Origin of the sequence: Pseudomonas sp. Fl4BN1 (genome assembly GCF_009908285.1) — a bacterium.
Lineage (GTDB): Bacteria > Pseudomonadota > Gammaproteobacteria > Pseudomonadales > Pseudomonadaceae > Aquipseudomonas.
In genome coordinates, this window is record NZ_JAAARM010000010.1 from 202,201 (window position 1) to 224,355 (window position 22,155).

The 22,155-nt window shown below is 64.8% G+C and carries 18 protein-coding genes and 1 pseudogene; 5 read left to right on the forward strand and 14 right to left on the reverse strand.

Annotation, left to right across the window (positions count from 1 at the left end):
* Positions 1-150 precede the first annotated feature (150 nt).
* Positions 151-1,461, reverse strand: a pseudogene (locus GV818_RS14160) (MFS transporter).
* A 155-nt stretch (positions 1,462-1,616) separates the two neighbouring features.
* Here GV818_RS14160 and GV818_RS14165 point away from each other — a divergent pair.
* Positions 1,617-2,753: a sugar diacid recognition domain-containing protein gene (locus GV818_RS14165; RefSeq protein WP_161776839.1), complete on the forward strand. Its 1,137-nt coding sequence runs from the start codon at positions 1,617-1,619 to the stop codon at positions 2,751-2,753.
* A gap of 176 nt (positions 2,754-2,929) precedes the next feature.
* On the forward strand, positions 2,930-4,072 hold the full coding sequence (locus GV818_RS14170; protein ID WP_161757156.1) for a glycerate kinase: 1,143 nt from the start codon (positions 2,930-2,932) through the stop codon (positions 4,070-4,072).
* Between the two features lie 521 nt (positions 4,073-4,593).
* Here GV818_RS14170 and hpaI read toward each other — a convergent pair.
* From hpaI to GV818_RS14210, 8 genes are all read right to left on the reverse strand, one after another.
* Positions 4,594-5,394: a 4-hydroxy-2-oxoheptanedioate aldolase gene (gene hpaI, locus GV818_RS14175; protein ID WP_161776840.1), complete on the reverse strand. Its 801-nt coding sequence runs from the start codon at positions 5,392-5,394 to the stop codon at positions 4,594-4,596.
* Positions 5,395-5,404: 10 nt separating this feature from the next.
* Positions 5,405-6,208 carry a 2-oxo-hept-4-ene-1,7-dioate hydratase gene (hpaH, locus tag GV818_RS14180; RefSeq protein WP_161776841.1) on the reverse strand — a complete coding sequence of 268 codons (804 nt, stop codon included), beginning with the start codon at positions 6,206-6,208 and terminating at the stop codon, positions 5,405-5,407.
* Positions 6,209-6,210: 2 nt separating this feature from the next.
* The gene (locus GV818_RS14185) at positions 6,211-7,518 is read right to left on the reverse strand and encodes an MFS transporter (protein ID WP_161776842.1); all 1,308 of its coding nucleotides are present in this window, start codon (positions 7,516-7,518) and stop codon (positions 6,211-6,213) included.
* A gap of 154 nt (positions 7,519-7,672) precedes the next feature.
* On the reverse strand, positions 7,673-8,062 hold the full coding sequence (locus GV818_RS14190; RefSeq protein WP_161757152.1) for a 5-carboxymethyl-2-hydroxymuconate Delta-isomerase: 390 nt from the start codon (positions 8,060-8,062) through the stop codon (positions 7,673-7,675).
* A 134-nt stretch (positions 8,063-8,196) separates the two neighbouring features.
* Positions 8,197-9,054 carry a 3,4-dihydroxyphenylacetate 2,3-dioxygenase gene (hpaD, locus tag GV818_RS14195; RefSeq protein ID WP_161776843.1) on the reverse strand — a complete coding sequence of 286 codons (858 nt, stop codon included), beginning with the start codon at positions 9,052-9,054 and terminating at the stop codon, positions 8,197-8,199.
* A gap of 54 nt (positions 9,055-9,108) precedes the next feature.
* Positions 9,109-10,569: a 5-carboxymethyl-2-hydroxymuconate semialdehyde dehydrogenase gene (gene hpaE / locus GV818_RS14200; protein WP_161757150.1), complete on the reverse strand. Its 1,461-nt coding sequence runs from the start codon at positions 10,567-10,569 to the stop codon at positions 9,109-9,111.
* Positions 10,570-11,361: a fumarylacetoacetate hydrolase family protein gene (locus GV818_RS14205; protein ID WP_161776844.1), complete on the reverse strand. Its 792-nt coding sequence runs from the start codon at positions 11,359-11,361 to the stop codon at positions 10,570-10,572.
* A 9-nt stretch (positions 11,362-11,370) separates the two neighbouring features.
* Positions 11,371-12,030, reverse strand: coding sequence for a fumarylacetoacetate hydrolase family protein (locus GV818_RS14210; RefSeq protein ID WP_161757148.1), 660 nt, complete (start codon positions 12,028-12,030; stop codon positions 11,371-11,373).
* 197 nt (positions 12,031-12,227) lie between these two features.
* Here GV818_RS14210 and hpaA point away from each other — a divergent pair, with 197 nt between their 5' ends.
* Positions 12,228-13,157: a 4-hydroxyphenylacetate catabolism regulatory protein HpaA gene (gene hpaA, locus GV818_RS14215; protein WP_161776845.1), complete on the forward strand. Its 930-nt coding sequence runs from the start codon at positions 12,228-12,230 to the stop codon at positions 13,155-13,157.
* A gap of 114 nt (positions 13,158-13,271) precedes the next feature.
* Positions 13,272-14,363, forward strand: coding sequence for a DUF1176 domain-containing protein (locus tag GV818_RS14220; protein WP_161776846.1), 1,092 nt, complete (start codon positions 13,272-13,274; stop codon positions 14,361-14,363).
* Between the two features lie 9 nt (positions 14,364-14,372).
* Here the strand turns inward: GV818_RS14220 and GV818_RS14225 are convergent, their stop codons facing one another.
* From GV818_RS14225 to GV818_RS14245, 5 genes are read right to left on the reverse strand one after another with little or no spacing between them, the layout of a single operon-like run.
* Positions 14,373-16,034 (reverse strand): GMC family oxidoreductase, encoded by a 1,662-nt coding sequence (locus tag GV818_RS14225; RefSeq protein ID WP_161776847.1) that lies wholly within the window; start codon positions 16,032-16,034, stop codon positions 14,373-14,375.
* A gap of 35 nt (positions 16,035-16,069) precedes the next feature.
* Positions 16,070-17,371 carry a carbohydrate porin gene (locus GV818_RS14230; protein WP_161757144.1) on the reverse strand — a complete coding sequence of 434 codons (1,302 nt, stop codon included), beginning with the start codon at positions 17,369-17,371 and terminating at the stop codon, positions 16,070-16,072.
* 51 nt (positions 17,372-17,422) lie between these two features.
* Positions 17,423-18,487, reverse strand: a complete 1,065-nt coding sequence (locus tag GV818_RS14235; RefSeq protein WP_161776848.1) for a 2,3-butanediol dehydrogenase — start codon at positions 18,485-18,487, stop codon at positions 17,423-17,425.
* Complete coding sequence (locus GV818_RS14240; protein ID WP_161757142.1) at positions 18,484-19,770, reverse strand: MFS transporter; 1,287 nt, start codon at positions 19,768-19,770, stop codon at positions 18,484-18,486. Before GV818_RS14240 ends, GV818_RS14235 begins: the two co-directional genes overlap by 4 nt.
* A gap of 33 nt (positions 19,771-19,803) precedes the next feature.
* Complete coding sequence (locus GV818_RS14245; protein ID WP_161757141.1) at positions 19,804-20,337, reverse strand: 2,4'-dihydroxyacetophenone dioxygenase family protein; 534 nt, start codon at positions 20,335-20,337, stop codon at positions 19,804-19,806.
* Between the two features lie 307 nt (positions 20,338-20,644).
* Here GV818_RS14245 and GV818_RS14250 point away from each other — a divergent pair, with 307 nt between their 5' ends.
* Entirely contained in the window at positions 20,645-21,613 is a 969-nt protein-coding gene (locus GV818_RS14250; protein ID WP_161757140.1) for a helix-turn-helix domain-containing protein, read from the forward strand.
* Positions 21,614-22,155 lie beyond the last annotated feature (542 nt).

Below are 22,155 nucleotides of genomic sequence, written 5' to 3' on the forward strand. Positions count from 1 at the left end.
CGACCATCAAATACCAGAACGCCCCGGTTGAGCAATGCCTGTCACGGGCCTGGGTTCGACAGCGTTGCGCTGGCAAACCCGGTCACTGGCACGCGGCCATGAAAAAGCCCGTTCGAGCAGCAACTCGAACGGGCTTGGTTATTGCCGGACTCAGCGATTCAGGGTGCGGGTCATGCGCAGGGCCAGCAAGCTGCCCGCGACAATCACCGCGGCCAGCAGGTACAGCGCGGCGTCGGTGGAGCCGGTGTTGTCCTTGACCCAGCCGACGATGTAGGGGCTGAGGAACCCGGCCATCTGGCCCATGGAGTTGATCAGTGCCAGGCCGCCGGCCGCCGCGCCAGCGCTGAGCAGGGCAGTAGGCACCGGCCAGAACATCGGCAGGCCGGTGAGGGCGCCCATGGTGGCGATGGTCAGGCCGAGGATGGCAATGGCCGGGTGGGCAGCGAAGTTCACTGCGATCAGCAGGCCCACGGCGCCCATCAACATGGGGACCACCAGGTGCCAGCGCCGCTCTTTGCGCAGGTCCGCCGAGCGCCCCACCAGCAGCATGAACACCGCGGCCAGCAAGTAGGGAATCGCGCTCAGCCAGCCGATGACCAGGTTGTCGCTGAAGCCCAGGTTCTTGATGATCGACGGCAGCCAGAAGTTGATCGCGTAGACCCCGCTCTGGATGCAAAAGTACACCAGGCCGAACGCCCAGATCGCTGGGTTCTTGAACACCGCCGCCAGGGAATCGCTGGCAGTTTTCGGCTGGTTGGCCGCGTCCGTGGCCTGGTCGGCCTCCAGCACTGCACGCTCACCGGGAGTCAGTCACTTGGCATGGGCAAAGCTGTCGCTGAGCAAGAAGAACGCCAATGCGCCGAGGATCACGGTAGGAATGCCTTGCAGCAGGAACATCCACTGCCAGCCGGCCAGACCGCCTTGCCCCGCGGCGAAATGGTTGAGGATCCAGCCAGAGAACGGGCTGCCCAATAGGCCCGACACCGGGATCGCCGACATGAACAAGGCCATGATCCGGCCACGGCGGAAGGTCGGGAACCACTGCGAGAGGTACAGCACCACACCGGGAAAAAAGCCGGCTTCGGCGGCGCCGGTGAACAGGCGCAGGGTGTAGAACTGAGTCGGCGTGGTGACGAACAGCAGGCAGGTGGACAACGTGCCCCAGGTGATCATCATCAGCGCGATCCAGCGTCGTGGGCCGAACTTGTTCAGTGCCAGGTTGCTTGGCACGCCGCACAGCACGTAGCCGATAAAGAAGATCCCGGCACCCAGGCCGTAGATCGTTTCACTGAACTTCAGGGCATCGAGCATCTGCAACTTGGCAAAGCCGACGTTGACCCGGTCGAGGTAGTTGAACAGGTAGCAGACAAAGATGAAGGGGATCAGGCGCAGGGTGATGCGCTTGTAGACGGCGTTCTTGTCGTCAGCCTGGGCCAGTGGGGCAGCGGCGCTCTGTGACATGGTGTGTCTCTCTTTATTATGATTTTTCGCGGTGCAAGGGTAACGTTGACCGCCCTGAGAGTCTCGGTCACCGAGGCGCCGCTGTCTTTGTGCCTGCGCACAGCGATTGGCGGCGGGCCCTGTGCCACTGAACAACGCCAAAGGATCATCCCCCTATGTTTGAGCTGGAGCATGACCTGGCGCAGGACATCGTCGACCGCACGATGGCGATCCTGCCCTACAACGTTAACGTCATGGACAGCCAGGGCCTGATCCTTGGCAGCGGTGAGCCGGAGCGGATCAACACCCGGCACGAAGGCGCACAACTGGTCCTGGCCAACGGCCGCGTGGTGGAGATCGACGAACCCACCGCGCGCCAGCTCAAGGGCGTGCAGCCGGGGATCAACCTGCCACTGCTGCATGACCAGCGCTTGATCGGCGTGCTGGGCATCACCGGTGATCCGGCCTTGCTGCGCACCTATGCCGAACTGGTGCGCATGACCGCGGAAATGCTCGTTGGCCAGCGTCATCAACAGGCTGAGCAGCAATGGCGGCGCCAGCGCTGCGATGACCTGCTGGCGCTGTTGCTGAGCGACAGCGGCGACTCGCCGCGGCTGGTGGATGAAGCCCAGCAGATGGGCCTCAAGCCGCACCTGTCGCGCACCCCCTATCTGTTCGAACTGGCCGTGGAACCGACTTCGGGGCAGGGCGTCGATGCCCTCAGCGCCTGGCTGCTGTCGCGGTATCCAGACAGCTGGTGTGTCAGTTCGTCCAAGACCTCGCTGCTCTGGTGTCGCCCGGCAAGCCTGAGCCTGGACAACCCGCGCTTGTTGGAAAAACTCGACGGCCAGGGCTGGAACATCCTGCGCGTGGCCGTGGGCGGGCAGGCCGATGGTTTGCCCGGGCTGCGCCGTTGCTACCGTCGGGTCGGCGACCTGCTGGCTTACGGTCGCGACATCCTGCCGGACTCGCGCCTGCTGACCCTCAATCGCTATCGCCTGCCGGTGATGCTCTGGCGTCACCGCAACGACGATGCCCTGGACGAGTTGCTGAGCCCTCTGCGCAAAGTCCTGGCCAAGGACAGCAACGGCCAACTGCTGGCGACCTTGCGCAGCTGGTGCGAGCACGACGGCCAGAGCCAGGCCTGCGCCGACGCCTTGGGCATCCATCGCAATAGCCTGCGCTACCGCATGGAGCGCATCGCCGAACTCAGCGGCGCCGACCCTCTGCGCCTGGACGGCATGCTGGCGCTCTATCTGGGCGTACAGCTGCTGCCTCCCGGCGCCGAACGCCACAGCGCCCCCGCGTCTTGATCGGCTTGCCGCCGGCACTGGCCGCACCCTCCGGCAGCGACTGCTGGGCTCGTGTCTTCAACCGGCAGGCGCCGTTGTAACAATGAACAATAAAGCGCCTTCACTCTTGTGCAGCGGACAGGCGTCAGCGCGCTCGGCAGATGGCAGCATGGCGACATAAGAACCGGAGATAGCCCATGAAGATCATCATCGCCCCCGACTCCTTCAAGGACAGCCTGAGTGCCGCAGACGTTGCCCAGGCGATTGCCCTGGGGCTGGCCGATGTCTGGCCCGATGCCCAGGTGCAGCAATGCCCGATGGCCGACGGCGGGGAAGGGACGGTGGCGTCGATTCTCGCCGCCTGTGAAGGGCAACTGCGCAGCACTCGGGTCCAGGGGCCGCTGGGGGCCGCGGTCGAGGCCCACTGGGGCTGGTTGCCCCAGAGCCATACGGCGATCATCGAGATGGCCGAAGCCAGCGGCCTGCAGTTGCTGCCGCTGGGCCAGCGCGATGCTTGCAACAGCAGTACCTTTGGCACCGGGGAGCTGATTCAGGCGGCGCTGGACGCCGGTGCCCAGCGGATCATCCTGGCTATCGGCGGCAGTGCTACCAACGATGGCGGCGCCGGTGCCCTGCAAGCCCTGGGCCTGAAGTTGCTGGACCCCAAGGGCCAAGCATTGCCTCGCGGCGGCCTGGCCCTGGCCAATCTGGCCGGCATTGAGCTGGATAGCCTCGACCCGCGCCTGGCCCAGGTGCGTTTTGAGATCGCCGCCGACGTCAACAATCCCCTGTGTGGCGATCACGGCGCCTCAGCCATATTCGGCCCGCAAAAGGGCGCCTCGCCCCAGCACGTGCAACAACTGGATCAGGCCCTGGGGCACTTTGCCGACCTGTGCGCCCAGGTGCTGCCCAGGGATGTACGCAATGAGCCCGGCAGCGGTGCTGCCGGAGGGCTGGGGTTTGCCGCCAAGGCATTTCTCGGCGCGCAATTTCGTCCCGGCGTGGAGGTAGTGGCGGAACTGGTGGGCCTGGAACAGGCAGTGCGTGGCGCCGACTTGCTGATAACCGGCGAGGGGCGTTTCGATGCCCAGACCCTGCGCGGCAAGACCCCTTTCGGCGTGGCGCGGATTGCCCGTGAACAGGGGGTTCCGGTGATTGTCATTGCCGGCACCCTCGGCGAGGGTTACCAACAGATGTACCAGCATGGCGTGGATGCGGCGTTTGCCCTGACCTCCGGGCCCATGACCCTGGAGCAGGCTTGCCGCGAAGCGCCGCGCCTGCTGCGTGAACGAGCGGCGGACATCGCCCGGGTCTGGCGCCTGGCCAGCTGCCCCGCATAAGCGCCCTGTAGGAGCTGGCTTGCCAGCGAAGAGGTCCTCAAGCCTTGCGACGCCCATAAGACCGCCTTCGCCGGCAAGCCGGCTCCTACGAAAAACCTCGCGCAATCCCCCTTTGTGTAGGAGCTGGCTTGCCAGCGAAGAGGCCCTCAAGCCTTGCGACGCCCATAAGACCGCCTTCGCCGGCAAGCCGGCTCCTACGAAAAACCTCGCGCAATCCCCCTTTGTGTAGGAGCTGGCTTGCCAGCGAAGAGGCCCTCAAGCCTTACGACGCCCATAAGGCCGCCTTCGCCGGCAAGCCGGCTCCTACGAAAAACCTCGCGCAATCCCCCTTTGTGTAGGAGCTGGCTTGCCAGCGAAGAGGCCCTCAAGCCTTGCCGCGCCCATAAGACCGCCTTCGCCGGCAAGCCGGCTCCTACGAAAAACCTCGCGCAATCCCCCTTTGTGTAGGAGCTGGCTTGCCAGCGAAGGGGCCCTCAAGCCTTGCCGCGCCCATAAGGCCGCCTTCGCCGGCAACCCGCCGGTCAGTAAACCCCGCCCTCGCTGGTGGGGGTATCCAGGCCCTTGTACTGCCCGGCCAGGCTCTGCAGGCCCTTCATCAGCACCGTGGTGTCCACACCCACTGCGACGAAATTCGCCCCCAGTTCGATGCAGCGCCGCGCCAGGCGCTGATCGGCGCTGAGAATGCCCGCCGCCTTGCCGGCCTGGCGAATCCGTACGATGGCGTCCTCGATGGCGGCGATCACCTGCGGATGCCCGGGGTTGCCGCGGTGGCCCATGGCCGCCGACAGGTCCGCGGGGCCGATGAACACACCGTCGACACCGTCCACCGTGAGAATCTCGTCGAGGTTGCACAGCCCCTCCAGGTTCTCGATCTGCACCAGCAGGCACATCTGCTGATCCGCCTGATCCAGGTAGTCGCCAATGCTGTTCCAGCGTGATGCCCGGGCCAGAGCGCTGCCCACCCCGCGAATACCCAGCGGCGGATAGCGCATGGCCCGCACCAGCTGGCGTGCCTGTTCGGCGCTTTCGACCATGGGAATCAGCAGCGTCTGGGCGCCGATATCCAGCAGTTGCTTGATCAATGCGGTGTCGCCAATCGGCGGCCGGATAATGCCCTGGGCGGCATACGGGGCGATGGCCTGCAACTGGGCCAGCAGGCTGCGCAGGTCATTGGGGGCGTGTTCGCCGTCCAGCAGCAGCCAGTCGAAACCGGCGTTGGCCGCCAGCTCGGCGCAGTAGGCGTCCGCCAGGCCGAGCCACAGGCCGATCTGTGGGTCGCCCTGTTGCAGGCGTTGCTTGAACAGGTTTAACGGCATGTCCATGACGGTTTCCTCAGACAAAACGGCAGGCGATGCTGCCCAATTGGTCGTAATCCACGTGGAAGACATCTCCCGGACGTGCCGCCACCGGGCGGGTAAAGGAGCCTCCGAGAATGATCTGTCCGGCCTCCAGGCCGACGTCGTAGGCTGCCAGCTTGTTGGCCAGCCAGGCGACACCCTTGGCCGGGTGGTTGAGCACCGCGGCGGAAACCCCCGACTCTTCGATCACTCCATTACGGTAGAGCACTGCCGGTACTTTGCGCAGGTCCACGTCGCCCGGGCGCACGGCGCGGCCGCCCATGACCACGCCGGCGTTGGCGGCGTTGTCGGAAATAGTGTCGAAGACCTTGCGCGTGACCTGGCTCTGCGGGTCCACCTGCTGGATCCGCGCATCAATGATCTCCAGCGCCGGGATCACCCAGTCGGTGGCGTCCAGCACATCGAACAGGGTGCAGTTGGGGCCTTTCAAGGGTTTGCCGAGGATGAACGCCAGCTCCACCTCGACCCGCGGCACGATGAAGCGCTGGAACGGAATATCACTGCCTTCATCGAACAGCATGTCGTCCAGCAGGGCGCCGAAGTCCGGTTCGGTGATGTTCGACGACACCTGCATCGCCCGGGACGTCAGGCCGATCTTGTGGCCCACCAGCTTGCGGCCGTCGCGGATCTTCTGTTCCACCCAACTGCGCTGGATGGCATAGGCGTCTTCGATCGTGATGTTCGGGTATTGCAGGGACAGTTGGCCGATCTGTTCGCGGCTCTGTTCGGCGGCGTTGAGCCGTGCGGCGGCCTGTTGGATATCCGAGGGGCTGAGCATGTTTATTTCTCCCGAGGGTTGACGATATGGGCCGGCACTCGCAGCACCAGCCAGGCACCGCCGGCGATCAGCAGGGCGAGGGCGTAGAGGGCGAGGCTGGCGCTTTGGGTGGCGTCGCGCACCACGCCGATCAAATACGGTGCAAGGAACGCCGCGACGCTGCCGAAGGAACTGATCATGGCAATGCCGGCGGCCTGGGTGCTGCTGGCGAGAAACGCTGGTGGCAGTTGCCAGAACATCGGCAGCGCGGCGCTGGCGCCCATGCCCGCCACCAGCAGGCCGAACATCACCAGCCAGGGGTTTTCCGGGGCCAAGCCGGTGAGGATCAGGCCGAGGCTGGACATCAGCAGCGGCACCCCCAGGTGCCAGCGGCGTTCACGCCTGCGGTCCGAGGAACGGCCGACGCCGAGCATGAACAGGCAGCCGGCCAGGTAGGGCAGGGCGCTGAGCATCCCGACATTGCTGTCTCGGGCGATACCGGCGTGATGGATCAGGGTCGGCATCCAGAAGGCGATGGTGTTGACCGCCAGCATCACCGCGAAATAGATGCACACCAGCAACCAGACGTGACGGTCCTTGAGGATGCCGCTGAGACGGGTGATGGACTTGTGCTGCTCTTCCTGGCGCAACGCCTGCAACAGCTGGGTTTTCTGCGCCGGGGTCAGCCAGTCCACCTGCTCGATGCTTTCCGGCAGGGCCTTGAGCACCACCAGCCCCAGCAGGACCACCGGCAGGCCTTCGATCAGGAACATCCACTGCCAGCCGCGCAGGCCGCCGAAATCGTGGAAGCCTTCCAGAATCCATCCCGACAAGGGCCCGCCGACAACCCCGGCCATGGGCACGGCAATGGCGAACAATGCGGTCACCTGGCCGCGGCGGCTGGCCGGGAACCAGCGGTTGAGCAACACCAGGATGCCGGGGAAGAAGCCGGCCTCGGCGACCCCCAGCAGAAAGCGCAGGACATAGAAGCTCCAGGCGCTGTCCACCAGCATCAGGGCGCTGGACAACAGGCCCCAGACCAGCATCAGGAAGGCGATCCAGCGCCGTGGTCCGACCCGATCCAGGGCCAGGTTGCTGGGCACCCCGAACAGCGCGTAGGCGACGAAGAACAGGCCGGCGCCGAGGCCGTAGACACTGTCGCTGAAGCCCAGGTCCTGGGTCATCTGCAGCTTGGCGAAGCCGATATTGATCCGGTCCAGGTGGGCGAAGATGTAGCAGACGAACAGCAACGGCATCAGCCGCCAGGTGATCTTGCGATAACAGTCATTGACCTCGGCGCGCGAGGTCTCGGCGGTGGTGGCATGGGGCATGACAAGGGTCTCGTTATTGTTCTTGTAGGAGCCGGCTTGCCGGCGAAGGCGGATCCAGGACTGGCACAAGGCTTGAGGGCCTCTTCGCTGGCAAGCCAGCTCCTACGGGGGCGCTGTAGGAGCCGGCTTGCCGGCGAAAGGGGCGGCGCAGGCTTCAGGCTTGCCCGCGCAGGAACTCGTGCACGTTGTTGTGCTTGAAGTTCAGCTCGGCATCCAGCTCGCTCATCTCGAACGACAGGGCCAGCAGCCGCTGGGCCTGCAGCTCGGCAAAATGCGCCTGGATGATCTCGAACAAGCCTTCGGCCACTTGTCGCCTGGTCGCCAGGTCGCGTCCGGCGCCTACTTGCAGGCGCATATGGACAAAGGCGTAGTCGTGCTTGCCGTCGGCCATGCGCCAGGTATCCAGGCGCACCCCGCGGCTGCGAATGCCTCCCAGGGGGAAAACCCCGCTGGCGCCCAGGTAGTCATGAACCTTTTCGAACAGCCCCGGCAGATTGGCGGCCTGTTCGATGTTGTCGGTGTATTCAGCAATGAAATGGGGCACGGTGCCTCCTTCACAGGCAACAGCATGCGGCAAGCTACACGCGGCAAGAAGGTTCTCTTACGGCTGCAGGCTTGCGGCTTGCCGCTGCTGTCGATGTGGTCTTGCAGCCTCTAGCTCAACGCTGGCCGCGGTTTTTAAACTTCAAAGATCGCGTTGATCTGGCCGGTGCCGGAGCTGCCGAACAGTGGCGTGACGATCTCGGCCGGGCGGTTGTACTCGGGGCCACCGAGCAGGCCCAGGAGCATGGCCGTGTCATGCATCTTGCCCTCGCCGTAGCAGTGCTCGGCGTAGTCCGGGAGCATCGCGCAGAACTCGCGGAAGCGACCCTGCTGCCACAGCTCCACCACCCGCTGATCCACTTGCTTGTCGAACTCGCGGGTCCACTTGTGGATGTTGGCCTCGGCTTCGCGGTCATCGGAGAAGCGGTGGGACAGGGAGCCGGAAGCCAGCACTAGGACCTTGCGATCACTCTGCTCAATGGCCCGGCGCACCGCGGCGCCGAAGGTGAAGCTGTCTTCGAGCTTGTGCCAGGCGCACCAGGCGGCAATGGACACCACCTTGAAGTGCTCGGCGGCGGGTACATCCATGTGCATGTAGCGCATGGGCACCAGGGTGCCGTACTCCAGCTCCAGGCTGGGGATGTTGTGGGCCAGGGTGCGCACGTCGGCGGCGTTGGCCTCGGCGGCGATCAGTTGGCCCAGCTCCGGGCAGCCCTGGTAGTCGTAGGTCATGTTCTTGATGAAGTGCGGCAGCTCGTTGCTGGTGTAGGTGCCGTTGAACACTTCACCGCAATTGATGTGGTAACCGCTGTTGACCAGCCAGTGCACATCGAACACCACCGCGGTGTCGGCGCCCAGCTCGCGGGCGCGGCGGGCGATCTCCTTGTGCCCGGCAATGGCCGCCTCACGGCAGCCGTGGTGTTTGCCCGGCAGTTCGGACAGGTACATTGATGGAACGTGACAGACCTTGGCGGCCATGACGACTTCGCCCATGGTGCTTCTCCTGAAACATCTTATTGTTCGCGCGATGCGTGACGCTTCTGAACCTTATACGCCCCAGCGCGGGATGTGGTGGCTGCCCATGGAAAGGCAGACGTTCTTGATCTCGGCAAACACCTCGAAGCTGTATTCGCCGCCCTCACGGCCGGTGCCGGAGCCCTTGACCCCACCGAACGGCTGACGCAGGTCGCGCACGTTCTGGCTGTTGATGAACACCATGCCGGCTTCGATGCCCCGGGCCAGGCGATGGGCCTTGCCGATGTCCTGGGTCCAGATGTAGGACGCCAGGCCGTATTCGGTGTCGTTGGCCAGTTGCAGGGCTTGGGCCTCGTCCTTGAACGGGATCAGGCACACCACTGGGCCGAAGATCTCTTCCTGGGCAATGCGCATCTTGTTGTCGACATCGGCAAATACCGTGGGCTGGATGAACTGCCCCCGAGCCAGGTGCGCCGGCAGGTTGGCCGGGCGCTCCAGGCCACCGGCGAGCAAGGTCGCGCCTTCCTCGATGCCAATGCGGATATAACCCGTGACCTTGTCGTAGTGGGCCTGGGTGATCATCGAGCCAACCTGGGTCTTGGGGTCCTGCGGGTCACCGACGATCAGCCGCTTGGCCCGGGCGGCGAATTCCTTGACGAATTGCGGGTAGACGCTTTCCTGGATGAAGATCCGGCTGCCGGCGGTGCAGCGTTCGCCGTTCAGCGAGAAGATGGTGAACAGCGCGGCGTCCAGGGCGCGTTCGAGGTCGGCGTCCTCGAAGATCAGCACCGGCGACTTGCCGCCCAGTTCCATGGAGTACTTCTTCAGGCCGGCGGTCTGCATGATCTTCTTGCCGGTGGCGGTGCCGCCGGTGAAGGAGATTGCCCGCACGTCCGGGTGGCGTACCAGGGCGTCGCCGGCAGTGGCGCCGTAGCCCTGGACGATGTTCAGCACCCCGGCGGGAATCCCGGCTTCCACCGCCAGCCTGCCCAGCTCATTGGCGGTCAGTGGCGACAGCTCGCTCATCTTCAGCACCGCGGTGTTGCCCAGGGCCAGGCAGGGAGCGGTCTTCCAGGTGGCGGTCATGAACGGCACGTTCCATGGCGACACCAGGGCGCAGACCCCCACCGGCTGGTACAGGGTGTAGTTGAGCATCTGGTCGTCCACCGGATAGCTGTGGCCATCCATGCGGGTGCAGACTTCGGCGAAAAAGTCGAAGTTATGCGAGGCGCGGGGGATCAACACGTTCTTGGTCTGGTGGATCGGCAGGCCGGTGTCCAGGGTTTCCAGCTCCGCCAGGTGCGGTACGTTCTCTTCGATCAATGCCCCCAGGCGACGCATCAGCCGCGCGCGTTCCTTGGCCGGGGTGTTGGCCCATTTCGGAAAGGCTTCTTTGGCCGCCGCTACCGCCTGGGCGATTTCCTCGGCGCCGCCGCTGGCCACTTCACCGATGGCTTCGCCCGTGGCGGGGTTGTAGTTGGTGAACACTTCGCGGCTTTCGACTTCGCGACCGTTGATCCAGTGCTTGATCATTTATGCGTGCTCCTTGGCCACCGCGGTGGGGGCGTGATGGGTGAAGAATTCGCTTTCGCTGACGATGCGGTTGACCAGCCGGCCGATGCCTTCGATTTCCACCACCACCTCATCGCCGGGCACCACGTCGGACAGGCCTTCGGGGGTGCCGGTGGCGATCATGTCGCCCGGTTGCAGGGTCATGAAGCCGGACAGGTATTCGATCAGGTAGGGGATGTCGAAGATCATGTCGGCGGTGCTGCCTTGCTGGCGCAGCTCGCCGTTGACCCAGGTGCGCAGGGTCAGGTTGTTGGGTTCGGGTACCAGGGCCGCGTCGATGATCCACGGGCCCACCGGGGTGGTGGCGTCGCGGTTCTTCACCCGCAGGTTGGGCCGGTAGTAGTTCTCCAGGTAGTCGCGGATCGCGTAGTCGTTGCACAGGGTGTAGCCGGCCAGGTAGTCCAGGGCGTCCTCGCGCTTGACGTTGCGCGCGGTCTTGCCGATCACCGCCACCAGCTCGCACTCGTAGTGCATGTAGGCGACGTTGTCCGGACGCCAGGTCACCTGGTTGTGGCCGGTGTAGGTGCCCGGCGACTTGATGAACACCAGGGGCTCGGTGGGCGGCGTGAAGGCCAGTTCGGCGGCGTGGTCGGCGTAGTTCAGGCCCAGGGCGAACATGGTCCCGGTGGCCGGCGGCAGCCACTGCACCTGGTCTTCGGCAAGAACCCGGCCGTCTTCCAGTTGCAGGGTGTTGGGGCCGGTGACCAGGGCCTGGTGGACCTGACCCTGATAACGGATGCGTGCATGTTTCATGTCGGCTCCTTATTCGGCCACGATGGTGTTGGCGAGGCGGCCCAGGCCGCTGATCTGCACTTCGACCCGATCGCCCGGGCGGACATCGACCCGACCTTCCGGGGTGCCGGTGATCAGCACGTCACCGGGGTGCAGGGTCATGAACTCGCTGATCTCGGCAATCAGCTGGGGAATGCTGCGCACCAGGTTGGCGGTGCTGTTGTGCTGTACCCGCTCGCCGTTGACGAACAGTTCCAGGCTGAGGTTGTGGGGGTCGCTGACCTCGGCGGCCGGCACCAGTTCCGGGCCCAGGGCGCAGAAGCCGTCCCGGCACTTGGCCTTGACCGCGGGGCGGTAGTAGCTGTCTTCCGGCAGGCTGAATTCGTTGACGATGGTGTAGCCGGCGACATGCTCCAGGGCATCCTCCAGGCGCACCCGGCTGGCGCGCTTGCCGATCACCACGCCCAGGGCCGGGCCCGGCTGCAGGCGTTCCACACCCTGGGGAAACACCACCGGCGCCTCATGGCTGTTGCGGGTGTTGGGGGTCTTGATGAACAGCACCGGCTTCACCGGCGGCTTCTGGTAGGGCGGCTGGGTGAAGCTCTGCAGATGGCTCTGCAGCAACCCCTGGTAGTTCAGCGCAACGCCGAACAAGGTGCCGCCGGCGTGATCGTTCAGTGCACGGCTCATCGGGCTCTCCTGGTGTCCGTTCCCGTAGCGGCTTGCCGCTGGCGGGTCGGTTTCGTTAATGTGTTAACGTTATATTTAATATGTTAACGATCGTCAAGCGACGCGCTTGCAGCTCCCATCCCGGACTGGCGGGCAAGCCGCGAATCACGCAGGATGCGCAGGGTCCGCGTGGATCAAAATAAAAACAGAAGGGCGCCATGAACCCACGCCAACCTATCCCCAACATCAACATCGGCCAGGTCTACGACCAGCGTTACGCCGATGCCCAGGTGCACTACGACAAGCTCAGCAACCTGGCCGACTTCTTCGGCCGCAATATGCCGGTGCATCGCCACGACCGTTTCTTCCAGGTGCACTACGTGCAGAGCGGCGCGGTGCGGGTCTACCTCGACGACCAGCAGTACCTGGAGTCGGGGCCGATGTTCTTCCTGACCCCGCCGACCATTCCCCACGCCTTCGTCACCGAGGCCGACAGCGAAGGCCATGTGCTCACCGTGCGCCAGCAGCTGGTGTGGGAGTTGATCGGCGCCGATCCGGCACTGGCCCCGATGCCCCAGGTGCCGCCGGTGTGCGTGGCCCTGGCGCGCCTGGGAGCGGAGTTCGCCAGCGAAGTGCGGCGCCTGGAGTACCTGTTCGATGAACTGCAGCAGGAGATCGCGGGGCAGGGGGCCGGCCGCGAATCGGCGCTCGAAGCCCTGACCCGGCTGCTGATGATCAGCCTGCTGCGGCTCTCGGCCAACTCCCTGAAGGCGCGTCCGGCGCGCCATGAAGACCTGCAGATCTTCCATCGCTTCAACGAGCTGATCGAGGTCCGCTACCTGGAGCATTGGCCCCTGAGTCGCTACGCCAGCACGCTCGGGGTTACCGAGGCGCGGCTCAACGATGTCTGCCGGCGCATTGCCGACTTGCCATCCAAACGCCTGGTGTACGAACGGCTGATGCAGGAATCCAAGCGCCTGCTGCTGTTCACCGGCAGTTCGATCAACGAGATCTGTTACCAGCTGGGCTTCAAGGACCCGGCCTATTTCAGCCGGTTTTTCCAGCGTTACGCCAAGACCGCGCCGGGCGAGTACCGCTTGCGCCAGGGGCAGGTGATTGCACCTTCTGCAGCTGCGCCGGGCGCCTGAGAGCCCGGGCAGGGCTGATACCACGGGGCCTTGCACAGGCAGTTGGCGCTGGCTGTATTCGCCGTCTGGCGGGCGTGGCAGAATCCGCGCCTTTGCCCGACAAGGAGCGTCTTCATGCTGCGTACTGTTGTGTTGTCCCTGCTGGTGCTGGGTGCCTTGCCGTGCCAGGCCCGGGAGCTGCCGGAACAGACGCCGCTGTGGTTGCAGCAGGAGGGCTGGATCAGCGCGTGCGACAACCGCCGCGACTGCCAACTGCTCTACGCGCCGAACATTGCCTTTGCCGCGCAGGTCAACCACCTGACCTTGAAAATCCGCAGCCAGGCCGGTCCCGAGGGCCGGGTGCAACTGCAACTGGAGCACCAGGGCGCGCCATTCGAACTCGGCGCGCTGCGCCTGGATGGCCAGCCGCTGGAGCCGGGCTTGCTGGCGGCCCTGGTCCAGGAAGTGGAAGCCCCCGACAGCACCCGTGAACAACAGTACTACCGGGTTGATGATCAGCCCCTGGTCCGACAATGGCTGGCGCGCCTGCGGGCCGGGCAGGTGCTGGAGTTGCCCGGCGAGGAACCGGCCCAGGTGCTGCTCAAGGGGCTGCCGGAGTTGCTGCAAGGGGTGGACCAGGCGCAGCAGCGCCAGGGCACGGTCAGCGCCCTGGCGGCGCCCGGCGAGCAACCGAACAGCGCGGTGCCCAGGGTCCAGCCGGCCCAGGCGTTGCGCCCCTATCCGGGGGTGAAGCCCCTCAGCGCCCGGGAGCGCGCCGGGCTACTGGCGGCGGTGCAAAAAACCTTGCCGCCGCCAAAGTCCGAAGAAGACGACGACTACGTCATGCCGCCGAGGATCGAGGTCTATCCCCTGACTGCGCAGCAGGTGCTGGTGTTCGAGTTCTCCGACTGCGGTGCCTACATCTGCCTGTTCGATATCAGCAGCCGCTCGCGCACTGCGCCCTATGGGGTGCAAAGCCTGCAGCTGCAGGCATTGCCGGCCGGAAGCGTCGATAATGCCGGCGGCATCAACTATTACCCCGAGACCGGCGTACTCAGCAGTTTCCTGCTGGGCCGCGGGGTTGGCGACTGTGGTGAAATGGCCAGCTGGCACTTCGACGGCCAGGCGTTCCAGCTCACCGACTACCGGCGCATGCCCAGTTGCAGCGGCTTGGGCTACGAAGACTGGCCAGTGCTCTGGAGCGCCGAGGCGCCGAAGCGCCCCTGAGCCCAGGCATCAGACGCAAGCCTCGTTGCGGGGCGCAGTGCAGGGTTGCGCCTGGGCTGCTCCCAGTAGCAGGTCCGCAGCCTTTTCCCCGATCATGATCGCCGCCGCGTTGGTGTTGCCGGTGATCAGGCTCGGCATGATCGAGGCATCCGCCACCCGCAGGCCCTGGAGGCCGTGGACCCGAAGTTGGTCGTCTACCACCGCCAGTTCGTCGTGGCCCATCTTGCAACTGCCCACCGGGTGAAACACCGTGCCCAGGTGCTGGCGGATCCATTGCTCGATCTGTTCCTGGCTCTGCACCTGCGGCCCGGGCACCAGCTCGCCGCGCAAGCGCTGGGAGAAGGCTCGAGTCGCCGCCAGCTGGCGCACCAGACGCAACCCGGCCACCAGCTTGCGCAGGTCTTCCGGGTGGCTGAGGAAGTTGGCGTCGATCAGCGGCTTGTCGTGCGGGTCGGCGGAGTTCAGGCGCACCCGACCACGGCTCTGCGGGTGCATCACCGCCACATGCAGGCTGATGCCGTGGCCCACGGGGATCAGGCGCTGGGGCTGGTTCTTTAGGGCCGGGGCGACGATCAGCCCCAGTTCCGGCACCGGGTCCTCGGGTGTCAGGCGCAGGAAGGCCCCGGACTCGACGGTGTTGGAGGTCAGCGGGCCCTGGCGCCGGGTCAGGTACTGCCAGGGCGAGCGGGCCAGGGGCAGCAGGCCCTTGGCGGAAATGCCGTAGCCCAGCTCGGGGTCGCTGCGGTACATCAGCACGATGTCCTGGTGATCCTGCAGGTTGAGCCCGACCCCCGGCAGCGGATGGCGGGAAACGATCCCGTGGCGCTCCAGCTCCTCGGCCGGGCCGATGCCGGACAGCAACAGCAGTTGCGGAGAGTTGATCGCCCCGGCGCTGAGGATCACCTCCCGGCGCGCCTGCAATTGCCACACCCGGCCGTCCTGGCTGATTTCCACGCCGCTGGCGCGGGTGCCTTGCAGCAATACCCGGTGGGTCAGGGTGCTGCTCAGTACCGTCAGGTTCTGCCGATGCAGGATCGGGTGCAGGAAGGCCCGGGCGGCGCTGCAGCGTTCGCCGTTGATCTGGGTGACATGGAACGGCCCGAAGCCTTCCTGTTCCGCGCTGTTGAAGTCCGGGTTGTAGTTCCAGCCCAGCTCGGTGGCGGCCTGGTAGAACACCGAATTGACCGGGCTTGGGCTGCGCTGTTCGGCGACGTTGAGCTCGCCGTGCTGGCCGTGCCAGGGCGAGGCGCCCGGTTCGAAATGCTCCGAGCGCTTGAAGTAGGGCAGCAGTTCGTCATGGCTCCAGCCCTGGTTGCCGGCGGCGACCCAGCGGTCGAAATCCAGGCGATGGCCGCGGATATAGATCATCCCGTTGATCGCGCTGGAGCCACCCCAGACCCGGCCTCGGGGGCAGGGGATCGGCACGTCGCCGCTGCTGGCCTGGGGGCTGAACTGGTGCATCCAGTTCCAGCGCGGGTTGGCGATCAGGCGGATGATCCCCGCCGGGGTGCGCACATAGGCCGCGGGCAGCAACGTGCGGTCGCTGGGCCCGGCCTCGATCAGGCACACCTGGACCTTGGGGTCGGCGGACAGGCGGTTGGCCAGCACGCAACCGGCGGAGCCGGCGCCGACCACGATGTAGTCGAAGGTGTGCGTGGTGCTTTCACTCATGGGGGATACCTCTTGGGCAGTCACAGAAGTCCATCTCAGAGCCCCAGCAGCGAGCCGACGTCGAGGGTCACTTGCAGGCCGACGACAAAGCCGTTGCCGCTCAGCTCGCGGGCTTCGGGGTTGTAGAAGTTGTCCGGGTTGATCAGGTACTGGACGCTGGGCTCCAGGGCCAGTTGCCGGGTCAGGGCGATATGGGCGTTGGCTTCCAGTGCGTAGACATTGGGTTCGCCCAGGCGCGAGTCGCCGCGGTTGGCGATCCGCGCCTGTTGCTGGAAGCGCAACTGATGGTCGTTGAGGCGCAGGTAGCTGGCCTTGAGGTTGAGCTTGTCCTGGGGCCGGTCGAAGGGCGCCAGGTAGGTCAGGCCGGCTTCGACGAAACGGCTGAAGGGTTGCTTGTCATCGGCCGCCGCCGACAGTGAGCCGAACAGCAGCAGGGCCTGGGGCGCGGTGCCCTGGCCGGCGTCGGCGCGCCACAGCGATTGCTGGAACTTGAAGAACGCACCAGCGCTGCCGAAATCCATGGCCCCGGTCAGCGGATCAACCTGCTTGGAAGTGTTGTAGTAGCCGTTGAGCTCGTAATGGGAGCTGTAGGCATTGCGGTTCTGGCTGCCGATACCCAGCAGCAGGCTGGTGCCGCTGGCGTCGTCGGTGCTGAAATCCAGGCCCTTGCGCTGTTTCAGGTAGTCCACGGGGTTGGACTCGAAGGCGCCGCCATGCACATACCACTCGGGCGTCATCTGGTATTTCAGGTAGCCGCCCCAACTGCCGTAGGGCGGCGGCAGGACCCCAGTTGAAGAGTCGATGATCGGGTCGTTGCAGGTGACCGTGCTTTCGCAGTTGTAGATGTAGAAATAGCGCCGGGCGTTGGTGCGGCCCAGGCTCAGGTCCATACGGCCGTCGAGCCAGGTCTGCTGGTAGGTCAAGAGGCTCAGCTGGTTGCTGGTGAGGTCATTGTGGATCGGTGCCCCGGCAAAGTAGCTGCCGGCGGCACCTTGCCAGTTGCGCGAGGTGGGCACGCCGGTCTCGTGGTCGAGGATGAACAGCGTCTGCTCGAAGTGAAAGGCTGCGCCCTCGAGACCGGCAAAGGTCTCAAGGTTGACGTCGGCACCGACGAACAGGTCGCCGCTGTTGCCGAAACTGTGGGGCCTAGGGCCGGTGTCGAGGTTCTTCATTGCCAGGCTGAGAAACTGCACATGGGGCGTGATGCCCTGGTCGGCCAGGTAGTCGCCCAGGCCGGACAGCGGGCCGCTACGCGGCGCAGCCGGAGCATCGGCGAGGCATTCAAGGGGCAGCAGCAGGGCTGCCAGCAGCGGGCACAGCGCATAGGAAGCATTCATGTCGGGTACTCGTTTATTGTTGTTTTTGTCTTGAGTGTTGGAATTGCGGGTTCAGGCCTCGGCCAGGGTCGGTGTCGGGTTGACCAGAACCTTGATCTGGCTTTTGTCTTGCAGCAGCGATTCAAAGCCCAGTTGCACCGCCTGCTCCAGGGCCAGGCAGCGGGTGACTGCCCGGGACAGGTCCAGGCGCCCGCTGGCCAGCAGTTCGATCAGTTCGGGATAGACATGGCGATAACCGACGCTGCTGAGCAGGCGCAGTTCGTTGTTCACCAAGTGGAAGGCGTCGAATTGCACCTCGCCCATCAGGCCGACCATGACCGCTTCGCCACCCTTGCGCAGGCAGTGCAGGGCATGAGTCAGGGTCTGCTGGGTACCGGCGGCTTCAAAGGCACTGTCGATACCGCCGTCGCTCAATTGCCTTAGCTGCTCCTGCAGACTTGGGTCACGGCCGTCAAGGGCCGCCGAAGCACCGAATTCCAGGGCCAGGCGCCGGCGCTCGGGGTCCAGGTCCACGGCATAGATCCGCTCCACACCGCGCAGCCGCGCCAGCAGGATCAGCAGCAGGCCGATCGGACCCAGGCCAAACACCGCACAGCTGTCACCGGCCATCAGGCTGCTCTGGTTCAAGGCGTGAAAGGCCACGGCCGCAGGTTCGAGCACGGCCGCCTGCTTGAAGCTCACGTTTTCCGGCAGCAGGTGCAGCATGTAGGCGGGCACCAGGGCCTGTTCGGCGAAACCGCCATCGCCCATCAGGCCGATGAAACCCATGGATTGGCACAGGTTGTACTGGCCTATGCGGCAGTACTGGCAATCACCGCAGCGGTACTCCGGCTCCACTGCTACCCGCTGGCCCAGCAAGCGAGGGTCGACGCCCGGGCCCAGGCCCACCACTTCACCGCAGAACTCATGGCCAAGGGTCAAGGGGGCCCGGCAGCCGGACAGTGGATGGGCCACTTCCTGGGGAATCGAATGGGGACCATCGGCGTATTCATGCAGGTCGCTGCCGCAGATGCCGCAGTAGGCGACTTGCAGCAGGACTTCCCCAGCACCGGGCTGGCGCAGTTGCACCTGGCTCAGGCGCAGGTCCCGGGCGGCGTGCCAACGCAGTGCTTTCATGGCTGGTTTCCTTGCAGGGTTGGAGTAGCAGCGGCAGTGGTGGCGTCGGCTTGCCGGCGCTGTTGACGGGCCAGCACCGCCGGTGCGGTTTCCTTGAGGAACAGCGCCAGCACTGCGGCCAGCAGGGCGCCGCCGCAGGACATCCACATGACGATGGACAGGCCGAAGCGGTCGGCGGCGAAGCCGGCAATGGTCGGGGCGACGAAACCGCCCACCAGCTCACCGATGCCCATGATCATCCCGAGGGCCGTGGCCATGACTTCCCGGGGTACGGTCTCCGCCGGAATGGTTGCCATGAACAGGGTGAAACAGCCCAGGCCGGTATAGGTCAGCAGCATCAGCACGCCAAGGATCATTGGCGATGGCGCGAAGAGCAGGGCCATGGGGCAGCAGGCGGCGATCAGCGAGAACAGCACCAGGGTCGGGCGGCGGCCAATGCGATCGGAAATCGCCGGAACGCCAAAGCCCCACAACACCCAGGCGCCGCCCAGGCAGCTCATGACCATGCCCATGCTGGCCGGGCTGTAGTCGCGGACCTTGATCAGGAAGGTCGGGGTAAAGGAGATCAGCACGATGAACCAGGTCAGGAAGAAACAGCTGATCAGGGTGCAGAGCACGATATTGCGGCTCTTGAGCAGGGCCAGCCGATGCCCGCCGCCGTGGTTCGTTGCGGCATCCGCTCGTGGCTCGCCCCGTGGACGGTCCGGGAGCACGTAGCGCCAGATCAGCAGGGCAATCAGCAATCCGGGGACCAGCGAGATGATGAACGCATGGCGCCAGCCATAAGCCTCGGCCAGGGCGACCAGCACCGGCGGGCCGATCACTGCCCCCAGCAAGCCGGCTGCCGAACCTTGCAGCAGGCCCATGTTCAAGCCTCGGCGATGGGGCGACGAGGCCTCCACCATCAAGGATTGCGACAATGGCAGGATCGGCCCTTCGGCCAGCCCCATGATCCCGCGAAACAGCAGCAGGCTGAGGAACCCGGTGACCAGCCCGGACAGCGCCGAGCACAGGGAAAACAGGATCACCGCGATGATCAGCAGCGGCTTGCGTATGCCACGGCGGTCCGACCAGGCGCCCACCAGAGCCCCCGACACCGCCCAGGCCAGGGCCAGTACCGAGGACAGCATGCCCAGGTGGCTGTTGCTCAGTTGCAGTTCGTCCGCCATGAAGGGGAACAGGAAGGACAGCGCCAGACGATCGAAAAAGACGAAGCCGAAGGTCAGGAACAGCACCCCCAGCAAGGTGTTCTCGTAACCGGCCTTGTTGTTTTTATAAGCCATGGTGGTTCTCCGAGGAGGCGTCAGAAATCGCGATCAGCGAAACAGGGTGTCGATGTGGGCCGCGCCCAGGCCGATCTTTTCGTAGTGCTCGCGGCACATCGCGATGTAGGAGTGCACATCGAAGTAGCCGTCGGGCTCGCCCTGTTCGTCGAGCCAGATCAGCGGGCCCTTGACGATGAAGAACACACGCATCGGCTGTTCATGTTCGTAGGCCACCAGGGTGTGACCCTCGCCCGGGGTCTCGTAGACGAAGTCGCCTGCGCTGGCGGTCCATTCGTGTTCCAGGTAGCCCCACTTGCCGGACAGGGTGTAGGCAAAGACTTCGTGGGGGTGATAGTGGCGGTTGACCAGCCCGGCACTGCTGGCCATCAGAATGTCGCACCAGCGGTTTTCACTGGGGGAGATCCACAGCGGTCGCGAGGACACGGTTTCGGTGAAGGGCACGTACAGACTCAGGTCGTCGCTGGCGGCGTTGGGCAGGTAGACCTCCGGCTTGGCGTCGGGCTTGAAACAATTGGCGATAGGCTGCAGGTCTTTCCAGAATTCACGGGTGGCTGCTTCAGGCATGGTCGACCTCAATGGTTCTTATTAGGGGGAGCTACGGCGATAACTGAGACGACTCTAGGCGCGCAGGCCGGCGCCGGTTTGATCGAATCGGACCGGTTTGTTGTCCGTTTCGGACGGCGTTTTTCCTACTTTAAATAGCGATGTCGTGAGGACGTTCAGGCGACCGGGTCCCACTGCGTTTGAAGTTGACAGGCTATATACTTCAGATGTTAATGAATGGCCGCAGGCCGCAGAGCATGCGGCCCCAGGTGCCCGGACACTGCCTTGCCGTCCGGGGAACATCCAGCCGCCCATGAGAAGAACAACAATGTCTCCATGCGCCTTGCTCGAAACCCGGCACGCCAGCACCCAGGCCATCGACCTGGATCAACGGCTGACGTTTTGGGAGGACTACAACGCCAGCACCCTGGTGGGGCTTAAATGCAACTCCTACGCCGAGGATGGGTTCGCCGCCAGCCAGGACAACCTGCAATTGAGCGCCATGCGCCTGGCCCGCATCGTCGGCAATGAGCATGTGGTGGAGCGCGACAGTTCGATGATCCGCGGTGTGCCCAAGGAGTCGATCTTCGTGTCCCTGGTTACCGGCAGCGGTTCGTTCTTCTATCAGGACGGCGCCTGCCAGGTGCTGGAGCCGGGGGAGCTGGTGGTCTATCGCACCGACAAGCCCTACCTGTTCGGCTTTTCCGGGGCGATGCGCCAGTTCATCTTCGATATTCCCCAGGAGCAGTTCGCCGAACGTTGCCTGAAGCGTTTTGACCGGCCATTGCGGGTCAGCGCCGAAAGCGGGGTCCAGCGTCTGTTGTTGCGCACCTTGGGGGAGCGTACCCGGGCGTTTTTCCTGCACCCCTTCTGTGAAGAGGCCGATGCCTACCAGGAACAGGCTTTCGAGCTTCTCGCCAGCATCATTGCCGGGCATGTCGGTGAACGGCCGATCAATGCCCTGAGTGCGTCTTACCTGCTGGCGGCCAAGCAATGCATCCATGACCAGTTGGCCGACCCCGCCCTGAGTTGCGAGCGGGTGGCGGCCCAGACGGGCATTTCCACCCGGCACCTGGCCCGGCTGTTTGCCCTGGAGGGCCTGGTGCCGAGCCGCTTCATTCTGGAACGGCGCCTGCAACAGGCCCGCCAGCTGCTGTGCAGCAGCCAGGGGGCGGGGTTGGATATCAGCGAGGTCGCCTATCGCCATGGTTTTGTCAGTCAGGCGCATTTTGCCCGGGCGTTCAAGGCGCGTTATCAGCAGACTCCCACCGAGGCCAGAGCCCATGGAGCGGCCTAGCCAGGGGGCGCCATGGAATCATTCAGTCCTTGGGGCGCAGGGGTGGGCGTGGCAAATCCCCAGTGGACTGGGGCCTGGTTAGTCGAGGATCGCCGGGGCAATGACACAGCCCCTCCAGACCACATCTGCGCAACAGCTCATCCAGTGGTTCCCTGGAAAACCCGGGTGCGTGTAGGGCCTGCTTCCGAAGCAGGGCCGTATGCTGCAAAAGACGGCTGTGGGCGCATTGCCAGAAGCAGATTTCGTCGAGGTAATCATCGTTATTGCGGTGCATTGACATCTCCTTTGTCTCAGCAGATATACGGGTCCGGATTAGGGCAAAGCCCGGCCATCGGGGTAGTGGTCTAGCAGACGGACAGGTCGCGCCGCACGCCTCTCCGACCAGGCAGGGACGTGTTGCAGCGGCACGCAGGGGGTACGGGTCAGTCGAGATGAGCTGGAATTCAGGGTCAGGTAGCTGTGAAGAGGATAGGAAACCTTTCGCGGCTATTGGGGCGAATGTGTTGAGCCTGTGCAGGGGGGGACGAAAGGGCAGGCAGGCG